Here is an 11,899-nt window from a genome sequence, read left to right as displayed (position 1 = left end):
TCGTTTTTACGAGGCTTTTTTAGTTTATGAAAAAAAAGATAGCCATACAGGGAATAAAAGGATCCAATCATTACAAAGCACTGACTGAGCTTTTTGATGAAACCGAGGTCGAGGCTCTCGAATGCAATACGTTTCAGGAGCTTGTGCATGCTGTTATGACTGGGGTATGTGAAAAAGCAGTGATGGCGATAGAAAATTCTATTGCAGGGAGTATTCTTCCCAACTACCGCCTCATTCTGGACCATAAACTACAGGTCACCGCAGAACATTACCTCAACATCAGTCATAATTTGGTAGCGCTTCCCGGTCAGGGTTTAGCCGATTTGGTTCAGGTAAAATCCCATCAGATGGCGCTGCATCAATGCAGTAATTTTTTCAGCAAATACCTTCATATCCATCTGATTGAAGATGTGGATACCGCTCTGCCGGCAAAAATTATAGCTGAACATCAGTTGACGGGGGTTGGTGCCTTGGTACCAAAAGGTTCAGCTGAGCTTTTTCAACTCACTACCATTGCAGAAGATGTTCAGAACAACAGTTTAAACGAAACCCGCTTTGTAGTGGTAGAAAAACAAAGCCCTACAGGTCTGGAGGTCAATAAGGCAACCATTCAGTTTGAAATGGCTCACGAGCAGGGGAGTCTGGCTAAAGTCTTAAATGCCATGGCAGCACATGACCTGAACTTATCAAAAATTCAAAGTATTCCTATCCCCTATGATATCTGGCGATATGCCTTTATTGTGGATGTAAGTTTTTCGAATCCCATGCAGTTTCAAAATGCCTTTTCAGAACTCTCTAAAATCAGTATCAATCCGACCTGTGTAGGTCAATACAAAAATGGAAAATCATGATTTCAGTATCCAGCCGACTTCAGGAAACCAAAGAATACTACTTCAGTAAAAAATTGAGGGAAGTGGCTCAGCTCAAAAAACAAGGCAAACCCATCATCAATTTGGGGATTGGAAGCCCGGACCTGGCTCCGCCTCAAGACGTGACAGAAGAACTGATGAAAGCCATGCAGGCTCCTGGCGCCTATCAATACCAGGCCTACAAGGGAATTGACGAGTTGCGGGAAGCCATGTGCAATTTTTACCAAACGCATTATAAAGTCGATGTGAATCCGGATTCGCAGGTGTTGCCACTGATGGGTTCGAAAGAAGGGATTGCGCTCATTTCCATGGCCTTTCTGAATGAAGGTGATGAGGTTCTGGTACCCAATCCAGGTTACCCCACCTACCAGGCGGCTACCAAGCTCCTGAATGCGAAGCTGATTTCTTACGACCTGATGGAAGAAAATTCCTGGCATCCCGATGTAGAGGCCCTTCAGAACATGGATTTATCCCGTGTGAAACTGATGTGGATTAACTACCCCAACATGCCCACCGGCGAAACGGCCGATAGAGAAAAACTTCAGGACTTGATTCGCTTTGCCAAAGCCAACTCCATTCTTTTGGTAAATGATAATCCTTACAGCATGGTGCTTACCGATGAGAAATTTTCCATTTTTCAACTGAAAGGTGCTCACGACGTCTGTTTAGAACTCAATTCACTGAGTAAATCCTTCAATCTGGCCGGTTTTCGAGTTGGATTTTTGATGGGTAATTCTGAATTTATTTTAGCGGTTTTAAAAGTAAAGAGCAATATGGATAGCGGCATGTTTTTTCCTATTCAGAAGGCAGCAGCCAAGGCTTTAAACCTGGATTTAAGCTGGTTTGCCAGGCAGAACGATATCTACAAAAGCCGCAGAGCACTGGTTTGGGATATATGTGAGGCTTTGCATCTGACTGTTAATAAAAATGCCGTAGGCCTCTTTGTCTGGGCTAAAATCAACTCCACCCTTTCTGCGGAAGAACTCGCCGATGAACTCTTGTATGGCAAGGGCATTTTTGTGACGCCTGGAACTGTATTTGGGGATAACGGCGCCAATTACGTTAGGTTTTCGCTTTGCGTGTCTGAAGATGAACTGGAAGTATGTAAACACCGAATTTTAAAACCCAAAGCCGTATGAATATAGCATGTATAGGCCTTGGATTAATAGGAGGCTCTTTTGCCCTATCCTTGAAAAAGAATTTTCCTGAAATCAAACGCTATGGGATGGATAAAAATCCCAAGCATCTGGAAAAGGCTCTGGAATTGAATATCATCGATAAGGTGCTGAAGGATACCGATTTGCTCAGCATGGATGTAGTGGTGGTGAGTATTCCTGTGGATAAAGCCAGTACTGTGATTCAGGAGGTCCTGGATAAGGTTCATCCCAAAGCACTGGTGATGGATATGGGGTCTACAAAAGGAGAGCTTTGCACTGCAATTGCCGACCATCCTAAACGCGATCAATTTTTGGCAGCGCATCCCATTGCAGGAACTGAGTTTTCTGGTCCTGAAGCGGCGTTCAGTTCGCTTTTCGAACACAAAACCATGATTTTTTGCGATGTGGAAGCTACACAGTCAGCGCTTGTTGAACTGGCTAAAAGCCTGATTGCCCCTCTGGAAATGAGCCTCAAATATATGGACTCCAAAGCCCATGACAAGCATTTGGCTTATGTATCCCACCTGTCACATATCAGTTCTTTTATGCTGGGGAAAACCGTGCTGGAAGTCGAGCAAAACGACAAGACTATTTTTGATTTGGCGGGCAGTGGATTCGCTTCCACAGTGAGGTTGGCCAAGTCCAACCCGGTGACCTGGACTGCGATTTTCAAAGAAAACCAAAGTGAGATCATTCAGGCGTTGGAGGGCTATATTCAAAATTTGAAAACATTTCAAAAGCAATTAGAAAGTCAGGATTATTCACAAATACAACAGGAATTGGTCAATGCCAATGAACTTAAACCCATTCTGAACGGAATATTAAAAAAAGAAGAAAATGGAAATTAACAAAACACACAGACAATGGCTGGAGGCCTTCAACCTGGATCACCCGTTAGTAATCGCTGGTCCATGTAGCGCAGAAACGGAAGAGCAGGTTGTAAAAATTGCACAACAACTTAAGGATACCGACACCAGTGTAATGCGGGCAGGCATCTGGAAGCCCAGGACGCGCCCTGGAAACTTTGAAGGCGTTGGATCCATAGGTTTGGAATGGTTAAAAACCGCCAAAAAAGAAACCGGGCTTAAGTTAGCTACCGAAGTTGCAAATAAAACACACGTGGAAATGGCGCTTAAAGCCGATATTGATGTGCTCTGGATTGGGGCGAGAAGCACGGTGAGCCCTTTTATTGTTCAGGACATTGCAGATGCTTTGGAAGGAACAGATAAAATTGTCCTGGTTAAAAATCCGGTGAATCCAGATTTGGCACTTTGGCTGGGCGCTGTAGAACGGCTTCACGATGCCAATATTAAGAATTTGGGTGTGATTCACAGGGGGTTTTCAACTTACGAAAAAACCAAATACAGAAACAATCCGGAATGGCAAATCGCCATTGATCTCCAGTCTGAATTTCCAGATTTACCCATCATTTTAGACCCTTCGCACATCGCTGGGCGTCGGGATATTATTTTTGACATCTGCCAGACAGGACTGGACCTTAATTTTGATGGCATTATGGTCGAGACGCATTTCGACCCTGATAATGCGTGGAGTGATGCCAAACAGCAAATTACGCCTCAGGCCCTGGACCAGATGACCATCGATTTGAAAATGAGAAAGGAGTTTACGGAAGCTACCGCTTTTCAAAACAAACTCCAGACCCTGAGAACCAAAATTGATGTGGTGGATCACCAATTGATCGATTTGCTGGGCAAGCGTATGAAAATCGCCGATGACATCGGGAGGCTTAAAAAGAAAAACAATGTCGCCATTCTTCAGGCCAAACGCTGGAATTTTATCTTGGATACGATGATAGAAGCGGGGGCAGAACACAATTTAAGTGAAGCATTCATCACCAAAATCCTTAAAGCCATCCACGAAGAATCCATAGGCCATCAGCATAAAATTATCAGTGAGTAATCAAAACTCCCCGATGGCCAAGCCATCGGGGGGGTTGTTTATGGCATGATGAATTCAGGCTACGCCCTAATCTATGAGCTCAGGGCCCTTAGCCCTGAGCTCTCGAAATAATGGGTTCTGAAATTTTCAGAGGAACCGAAAACCCGAGACGGCAGCATGACTATAACTTTCAGCGCTTAAGCTGAGTCTCTTAAAACTTAAAATTTAGCAGTCATAAAATCAGAATAAATCCACATTTAACTTCTGGTTTTTGCTAATTTTATAGTCCAAAATTTTGCTTCATGTACATCATCTTCGATACCGAAACCACCGGCTTACCCAAGCGCTGGAACGCTCCTGTAACAGATACTGATAACTGGCCAAGAGCGATACAAATTGCCTGGCAGGTTCACGATGCGTGGGGGAATCTGGTGGAAGCCAAGGATTATCTGGTGCGTCCGGATGGCTTTGATATTCCTTATGATGCGGAGCGAATTCATGGTATTTCTACGGCTTTGGCTCAGGAAAAGGGCGAGTCCTTGGACTTTGTTTTGGGAGAGTTCAATGAGGCTGTGCTCAAGTCCAAATTTGTGGTGGGACAAAACGTGGGCTTTGATTTGAATGTGATGGGGGCCGAGTTTTACAGAGCGCAGCTTGAGACGCCTATGCCTGGCATGCCGGTTTTGGATACCTGTACCGAAAAGACAGCAGCACTATGTAAAATTACCGGGGGGCGTGGAGGAAAATTCAAGCTGCCGACACTTACCGAATTACACGAACATTTGTTTGGAGAGGCTTTTGGCGAAGCCCACAATGCCACTGCCGATGTGGAAGCGACGACCCGATGTTTTTTGGAGCTGATCCGCATTGGAAATTATACTGAAAAAGAGCTTCAGGCTCAACCCGGTTATTTGCTGGAATTTAAAACCAAACACCCTCAGCCTATCGCTAAGGTGGGGCTTAACCATGTCAACCTTAAGAAAGCCTCAGCAAAACTCAAGCAAAAAGAGGAGGCTAAATTCGATGAACAAAAGCCCTCCAAAGCTGAACTTGATGAAAATTTAGAGCAGCTCCAGGAGTCCAGTTTTGTGCACTTGCATAACCATACCCAGTTTTCGGTATTACAGTCAACCACAGCAGTTCCCGATTTGGTGGCGGCTGCTTCCAGACACAATATGCCGGCGGTGGCGATTACAGACCATGCCAATATGATGGGGGCGTTTCACTTTGTAAATGCCGTCAAAAAGCACAATGCTTCGGTGGCTTCTGAAGGTGAGGAGGCGTCCTCCCAGCCTATCAAGCCGATTATTGGCTGCGAGTTTTTTGTCTGTGAAGATCACCTGGACAAATCCCACAAAGACAATGGATACCAGATGGTGATTTTAGCTAAAAATAAAAAAGGCTATCACAATTTAGCTAAAATGTCCTCCATCGGATTTACCAAAGGCTTTTACTATGTTCCCCGGATCGATAAAAAAGTGATCGAAGCTTATAAAGACGACCTGATTGTGCTTTCCGGAAGTCTTTACGGTGAAATCGCCAGTAAAATTTTGAATCTAGGTGAAAATCAGGCGGAAGAGTCGCTGCTGTGGTGGAAAGAAACCTTTGGAGATGATTTCTATGTGGAAATCATGCGTCACCAGCAGGAAGATGAAGACCGTGCCAATGAAGCCTTGATTCGCCTGGCTCAAAAGCATGAGGTCAATCTGGTGGCAACCAACAATACCTACTATGCCGAACAGAAAGATGCCAATGCCCACGATATTTTACTCTGTGTAAAAGACGGTGAAAAGCAGGCCACACCCATAGGCCGAGGCCGAGGCTATCGGTATGGACTGCCCAACGATCAGTATTACTTCAAGTCGGCTGAAGAGATGAAATCCCTGTTTAAAGATTTGCCTGAAGCGATTTCCAATTCTGAAACAATCGCCGAAAAAGTCGAAGCTTTTGAGCTGGCCAGAGAAGTATTACTACCGGCTTTTGAAATTCCTGAACAATTCCTGGATGCCCAGGATAAAGAAGATGGGGGCAAGCGCGGAGAAAATGCCTATTTAAAACATATCACCTTTCAAGGCGCTAAAGAACGTTATGGCGACCTCAGTGAGGATATCAAAGAACGACTGGAATTTGAACTGTCGGTGATTGCCAACACGGGTTATCCAGGGTATTTCCTGATTGTTGAAGATTTCATTCGGGAAGCCCGAAAAATGGGAGTTTCGGTGGGGCCGGGCCGAGGTTCTGCAGCGGGAAGTGCCGTGGCCTATTGCCTAAAAATCACCAATATTGATCCGATTAAATACGATCTGCTTTTTGAGCGTTTCTTGAATCCGGAGCGGGTGAGCATGCCCGATATCGACATCGACTTTGACGACGAAGGCCGAAGTAAAGTCATGGATTATGTCATCGATAAATACGGTGAAAATCAGGTGGCTCAAATCATTACCTACGGTACCATGGCGGCCAAGTCTGCGATTCGGGACACGGCTAGGGTACTGGACTTGCCGCTTTACGAAGCCGACCGCATTGCGAAGCTGATTCCGGACATGTCCAAGCTGGGCAAGATTTTCAGTATGGACGAAAAAGAAATCCGGAAAAAATTCAGAGCTGAAGAAGTCGATAAGGTCCTGGAACTGGTGAGCCTTTCAGAACAGGATTCGCCGGAAGCGGAGACGGTTAATCAGGCCAGAATCCTGGAAGGTTCGGTCAGGAATACAGGAATTCACGCCTGTGGGGTCATTATCACCCCTGACGATATCACCAAGTTTGTTCCGGTTTCCGTCGCCAAAGATTCCAATTTGTATGTCACTCAGTTTGACAACTCAGTAGTGGAAGATGCAGGTCTGCTGAAAATGGACTTCCTGGGCTTAAAGACGCTGACGCTGATTAAAGATACCGTCGATATCGTAAAAGCAAGACACGGACTTGAGCTGGATCCTGATGCCTTTCCGCTGGACGATGCAAAGACCTACGAACTTTTCCAGCGTGGCGAAACGGTTGGGATTTTCCAGTATGAATCTCCAGGCATGCAGAAGCACATGAAGGATCTGAAGCCTACGGTTTTTGAAGATCTGATTGCCATGAATGCGCTTTATAGACCCGGACCGATGGAGTATATCCCGAGTTTCATTAAGCGGAAACACGGAGACGAGGAGATTGCTTACGATTTGCCGGAAATGAAGGAATATCTTGAGGAAACTTACGGAATTACAGTTTACCAGGAGCAGGTGATGCTGTTATCGCAAAAGCTGGCCAGTTTCACCAAAGGTGAAGCGGATATCCTGCGTAAAGCCATGGGTAAAAAGCTGAAAGATGTTCTGGCCAAACTCAAACCTAAATTCATCAACCAGGCCAAAGACAATGGTCATGATGAAGAGAAGCTAGAGAAAATATGGAAGGACTGGGAAGCCTTTGCCAGTTATGCCTTCAACAAATCGCACTCCACCTGTTATGCTTTTATCGCTTACCAAACCGCCTATCTGAAAGCGCATTATCCCGCCGAATACATGGCGGCGGTACTTTCCAATAACATGAGCGACATCAAAAAAGTCACCTTCTTCATGGAAGAATGCAAACGCATGGACTTACCCGTTCTGGGTCCGGACGTCAATGAATCTTATTATAAATTCTCTGTCAACAAAGACAATGCCGTTCGTTTTGGGATGGGTGCCATCAAAGGTGTGGGCGGAGGAGCCGTCAATACCATCGTGGAGCACCGTAAAAAAGACGGTCACTATTTGTCGATTTTCGATCTGGCTAAGCGCATCGATTTGCGGGCAGCCAATAAAAAAGCTTTCGAAAGTCTGGCTTATGCCGGCGCATTCGATAGTCTGGGCGAAGTGCATCGTGCCCAGTATTTCCAGGTGACGGACGGGGAACTGACGTTTTTGGAAAAAGTCATCAAGTACGCGGCCAGGTATCAGGAAAACAAAAACTCCGCTCAGGTGAGTTTGTTTGGGGAATCCAGCGATGTGCAAATCCCGGAGCCCGAGGTGCCACCCTGTGAGCCCTGGCATACCATGCGAACGCTGAAAGCCGAAAAAGAAGTGGTTGGCCTGTTTTTATCTGGCCATCCATTGGATGATTTTGAATTGGAAATCAATTCGTTTTGCAATTCCAATCTTAGACAAATCGCACATATTGAAGAGCATTTAAACAAGGAAATCAGCCTGGCTGGCGTGGTCACCGATGTGAATCACAGAGTCACCAAAACGGGGAAAGGCTATGCCACCTTTGTGCTTGAGGACTATAACGAAAGTCATGAATTTTGGATTTTCAGCGAAGAGTACCTGAAGTACAGACACTTTTTAATTCAGGATAACTTTGTGCACGTGAAGTTAAAAGCCACCCAGTTTATCGATAGAAAAACGGGTGAGCCCGGACGGACGCGTATTGGGTTTTTAGGGTTTAAACAACTGCAGGATGTGCTGAAAGAAAACGCTAAAAAACTTACCATTCAGATGAATGTGGCCGACCTGACAGAATCCCAGGTTCTGGCGATGCAGGATTTATTCTCCAACTATGCCGGAGACCATATTTTGAATTTTGTGGTGTATGAAATGAAAAATAAAATCAAAATTCATATGCCCAGCAAGTCAAAAAAGGTGAAGATATGTTCAGAATTGATTTCAGAATTGAATCAGAATAACATCAGTTTTAAGCTGAATTGATTTCTCAAGACTAAGACTAAGACAAAGACAAAAAGTGAAATGGCGGTGTGGTGAAGTGATGGTGTAGTGGAGACGGTCTACAGTCGATTGTCCACAGTCTACAGAAAAATAAGTCTTCGTCTTCGTCAAAGTTCACGGTATTATAGCTAAACGCTACTCAGTCACTTCACTAAGAACAAGGACAAAAAAATTCCCTGCCTTTGCCAAGGAAACGCAGGCAGGCTCGCCGAAGCAAAATGGCTTTCCCGACGCTTCAGGATCGGAAGGACATTCCACTATTAAGATGGTCCTTACTTACACTTCGTATTATAATACCGAATCATATCTGTCGTCGTGACGATGCCTACCAGCTTGTCGTTTTCCACGACGGGAAGGGCGTGGAAGTTTTGGTTGATAAAGATTTCAGCCGCGTCTTCGATAGAATCGGAAGCCTTAACAAAGTAGATCTGCTTGGACATGACCTGTTCCAGAGTAAACATATCGTAAACCGTGGTCTCTATGGTGTCGCCGTCATCGTTTGCAGAATCGGCAAAGGAAATACGCAACAAGTCGGTATAACTCAGCATACCCACGATTTTATTGCCACTTACCACGGGTAAATGGCGAATATTATTGCTTTTGAATAGAGACTCTGCTTTCGTAAGTGAATCTTGTAAGTTGAGCTTCACCAGGTTTCTGGTCATCAATTTCTGAATTGGTGTCGTTTTCATGGCTCCTGAATTTTAAATCACTATAAAGATACCTGAGGCAGCCCTTTTATCCCATGACGGAAGTCATGATTTCCGGAAATTTACCAGTTTGGGGATTTGCTTAGTGAATGCCAATCAGATTGCATTAAAGACGCATGAGTCAAATTTATCATGCATGATGGGATTAAGTTTATAAATAACAAACAGCTAAATTTTATTATCGTTTTACGATAACAATCACTATGTTTGTTATTGTAAAACAATAACTGATGAAAACGATTTTACACACACTTTATCTCGGAGTTCAGGTTCTGCGTTTGGTCTTAAGTGCCTGTATTGTTATTCCTACCGTTTTATTTATCACCGGGGCGGAACGGATAAGGGCTTCAAACCTAGAATCTGCACTGGTGTTTCTTCCTGTTTTTATATTCTGGGTGTTTGCTTTTATTTCCCTCAATCGAATTGTACCTGTGATAAAGCGTTGTAAACAGGGCGATTACTTCGCTAAATCCAATGCGTTATCCATACGATTCCTGGCTTATGTCCTCATCACTTATGCGATAGGTATTCCTATTCTGAAATTTATGCTGAAAGCCTTTGAGCAAAACAGACTTGAACTCAGTTATGTGTTTGACTTAGAATATGCCTTTGTGAGTCATCTGGCTTTAGGTCTGATTCTTCTATTACTGGCCAAAATTATCGATCGCGGCAGAGAACTGGAAATCGATCATAAACTCACTATTTAAATTTTATTCCAATGTTTAAAAAATCAAGCTTTAAACTCATTTTTGATATTTTGTTTTTTTTGGTTGTCATGAATGCTATAGCAACACTTATTGTGTTATTGATAAACGGCTTTGACATTAGCCTTTCTAACTCTATTTACAAACCTAAAAATGAATTTTCAACAGCGCTTTTTATTGGAGGCATCAATGAAATTATTTTCTCAGTCGCCTTTGTTTTCGTTGCCTATCATTTACGAAAAGTTGCCAGGGTGTTTGTTGTGAATGGCGAGTTCAAGTCTTTTAGTCTTGCCAGACACCTTAAGTGCAGCGGTCAGTTTTTGGTTGTGACAGGAATTTGTCTAATGATTAAAAAAATCTTTTTAACCTATCATTTTGAGGTAATACCTCATTTTTTTCAGAGCAATTCTGTGATTTATCTGCTCTTAGTAGTTGTTGGACTTAGTCTTATACGTTTAAGTAAAATGCTTCATTTATCCATACAGGCGAAACAGGAACACGACTTAACGATTTAGATATGCCTATCAAAATTAATTTGGATCAGATGCTTGAGGAGCGCGACATGCAGTCGGTCGATCTGGCGAATGCTATCGGAATCACAAAAGCCAATCTGTCTATTCTGAAAACAGGGAAAGCTAAAGCGATTCGCTTTTCCACACTGGAACGTATTTGCGAGGTCTTGGAATGTCAGCCCGGAGACCTGATACGTTATGAAGCTGAGGGTTAAATATTTTCTTGAATTGATTTAAAAACCCCTCACTTTACCTTTAACCGAACTAAATAGATTTTAAAATCATATCCCATTCCTTTTTAATGAGGCTTTGTCTGTCCTGCATTGCAAAAATGCTTTGGATATGTATTTGTGAAAGGTGTTTGCTAAAATTGCCTGTTCATATCTCGTACCTAAAGGCACGTTGTGTTTCTTGATTCTTTTTAGCTACCCATATCCTGTCCTTAAGGGAGCAGTATTTAAAAAACCCCAATCCCCACCAGGATGATTTCACCAGTGGCGTAAAGGAAGTAGTTGCGAACTTTGTTTTGTTCGATGAGCTTTTTTCGGAGGTTGCGGAAGAATTTTAGCATTAGTTTTATGTTGTCTTGTCCCGTTAGGGACGTTATCCTGGTAGCATTTTATTGTGTAAATATGTTTTTTGTGCCTTTGGGTACAACATACCTTACAGGACAGATTTTAAAATATAGCGTTCATCAAATTCAATGCTAAATTCTTTCAATATTTGTAAATATTCCTCTTGAAAGGTTTTGGATGTATGATGAAGCTCTTGGTTTTTGATGTAATTGATCACTTTTGGCAATTCCGATTTGGAATATGAAAATGCACCAAAACCAGACTGCCATGAAAATTTACCAATCACAAGTTTTTTGTTATTTATCCATTTTGATGAATCTTGTTTTACTTGCTTCATTAAATCGGAAAGCGATTGTGTGGGGCGCATCCCAAAGAGAATGTGAATATGATCTGGCATTCCGTTTATCTGCAATACCTTATGATTGTGGTTTTGGATAATGCCTGTGATATATTTGTACAATTCATCCCTCCATTCATTTTTAATGAGGCTTTTTCTGTCCTGTACCGCAAAAATGCTTTGGATATGTATTTGTGTAAAGGTGTTCGCCATAATTGCGTATTTATATCTCGTGCCTAAAGGCACGTTGTGTTTCTTGATTATTTTTAGCTACCCATATCCTGTCCCTAACGGGACTGTTTTTAAGAATCCCAATCCCCACCAGAAAAATTTTGCCAGTGGCGTAAAGGAAGTAGTTGCGAACTTTGTTTTTTTCGATGAGTTTTTTTCGGAGGTTGAGGAAGAATTTTAGCATTAGTTTTATGTTGTTTTGTCCCGTTAGGGACGTTAT

At 43.1% G+C, this 11,899-nt stretch carries 10 protein-coding genes; 8 read left to right on the top strand and 2 right to left on the bottom strand.

Features of this window, described 5'->3' with window-relative positions; all coding sequences use genetic code 11:
* The first annotated feature begins 26 nt into the window (after positions 1-26).
* From G3567_RS01275 to dnaE, 5 genes are all read left to right on the top strand, one after another.
* Positions 27-851, top strand: coding sequence for a prephenate dehydratase (locus G3567_RS01275; protein ID WP_164003373.1), 825 nt, complete (start codon positions 27-29; stop codon positions 849-851).
* Positions 848-2,008 (top strand): pyridoxal phosphate-dependent aminotransferase, encoded by a 1,161-nt coding sequence (locus tag G3567_RS01270; protein ID WP_164003371.1) that lies wholly within the window; start codon positions 848-850, stop codon positions 2,006-2,008. Before G3567_RS01275 ends, G3567_RS01270 begins: the two co-directional genes overlap by 4 nt.
* Entirely contained in the window at positions 2,005-2,874 is an 870-nt protein-coding gene (locus G3567_RS01265) for a prephenate dehydrogenase (protein ID WP_164003369.1), read from the top strand. Before G3567_RS01270 ends, G3567_RS01265 begins: the two co-directional genes overlap by 4 nt.
* Positions 2,864-3,946, top strand: coding sequence for a bifunctional 3-deoxy-7-phosphoheptulonate synthase/chorismate mutase type II (locus G3567_RS01260; RefSeq protein ID WP_164003367.1), 1,083 nt, complete (start codon positions 2,864-2,866; stop codon positions 3,944-3,946). The genes G3567_RS01265 and G3567_RS01260 overlap by 11 nt, the downstream gene beginning before the upstream one ends.
* A 281-nt stretch (positions 3,947-4,227) precedes the next feature.
* Positions 4,228-8,592: a DNA polymerase III subunit alpha gene (gene dnaE / locus G3567_RS01255; RefSeq protein WP_164003365.1), complete on the top strand. Its 4,365-nt coding sequence runs from the start codon at positions 4,228-4,230 to the stop codon at positions 8,590-8,592.
* A 290-nt stretch (positions 8,593-8,882) separates the two neighbouring features.
* Here the strand turns inward: dnaE and G3567_RS01250 are convergent, their stop codons facing one another.
* Entirely contained in the window at positions 8,883-9,302 is a 420-nt protein-coding gene (locus G3567_RS01250; RefSeq protein ID WP_164003363.1) for a CBS domain-containing protein, read from the bottom strand.
* Between the two features lie 248 nt (positions 9,303-9,550).
* Between G3567_RS01250 and G3567_RS01245 the strand changes: the two genes are divergently transcribed.
* From G3567_RS01245 to G3567_RS01235, 3 genes are read left to right on the top strand one after another with little or no spacing between them, the layout of a single operon-like run.
* Complete coding sequence (locus G3567_RS01245; RefSeq protein ID WP_164003362.1) at positions 9,551-10,027, top strand: DUF2975 domain-containing protein; 477 nt, start codon at positions 9,551-9,553, stop codon at positions 10,025-10,027.
* A gap of 11 nt (positions 10,028-10,038) precedes the next feature.
* Entirely contained in the window at positions 10,039-10,539 is a 501-nt protein-coding gene (locus G3567_RS01240) for a hypothetical protein (RefSeq protein WP_164003360.1), read from the top strand.
* A 2-nt stretch (positions 10,540-10,541) separates the two neighbouring features.
* Entirely contained in the window at positions 10,542-10,751 is a 210-nt protein-coding gene (locus tag G3567_RS01235; RefSeq protein ID WP_164003358.1) for a helix-turn-helix domain-containing protein, read from the top strand.
* Positions 10,752-11,199: 448 nt separating this feature from the next.
* Here the strand turns inward: G3567_RS01235 and tnpA are convergent, their stop codons facing one another.
* On the bottom strand, positions 11,200-11,661 hold the full coding sequence (gene tnpA / locus G3567_RS01230; RefSeq protein ID WP_164003356.1) for an IS200/IS605 family transposase: 462 nt from the start codon (positions 11,659-11,661) through the stop codon (positions 11,200-11,202).
* Positions 11,662-11,899 lie beyond the last annotated feature (238 nt).

It is taken from the genome of Psychroflexus aurantiacus, assembly GCF_010820555.1.
Lineage (GTDB): Bacteria > Bacteroidota > Bacteroidia > Flavobacteriales > Flavobacteriaceae > Psychroflexus > Psychroflexus aurantiacus.
Note: the sequence above shows the minus strand (reverse complement) of the source record. Positions and strands in the feature narration are given on the sequence as shown.

Coding starts and splice junctions, on each gene's coding strand:
- G3567_RS01260 (WP_164003367.1), top strand. CDS start 2,864: ATGGAAATTAACAAAACACACAGACAATGGCTGGAGGCCTTCAACCTG.
- G3567_RS01250 (WP_164003363.1), bottom strand. CDS start 9,302: ATGAAAACGACACCAATTCAGAAATTGATGACCAGAAACCTGGTGAAG.
- G3567_RS01245 (WP_164003362.1), top strand. CDS start 9,551: ATGAAAACGATTTTACACACACTTTATCTCGGAGTTCAGGTTCTGCGT.
- G3567_RS01240 (WP_164003360.1), top strand. CDS start 10,039: ATGTTTAAAAAATCAAGCTTTAAACTCATTTTTGATATTTTGTTTTTT.
- tnpA (WP_164003356.1), bottom strand. CDS start 11,661: ATGGCGAACACCTTTACACAAATACATATCCAAAGCATTTTTGCGGTA.
- dnaE (WP_164003365.1), top strand. CDS start 4,228: ATGTACATCATCTTCGATACCGAAACCACCGGCTTACCCAAGCGCTGG.
- G3567_RS01270 (WP_164003371.1), top strand. CDS start 848: ATGATTTCAGTATCCAGCCGACTTCAGGAAACCAAAGAATACTACTTC.
- G3567_RS01275 (WP_164003373.1), top strand. CDS start 27: ATGAAAAAAAAGATAGCCATACAGGGAATAAAAGGATCCAATCATTAC.
- G3567_RS01235 (WP_164003358.1), top strand. CDS start 10,542: ATGCCTATCAAAATTAATTTGGATCAGATGCTTGAGGAGCGCGACATG.
- G3567_RS01265 (WP_164003369.1), top strand. CDS start 2,005: ATGAATATAGCATGTATAGGCCTTGGATTAATAGGAGGCTCTTTTGCC.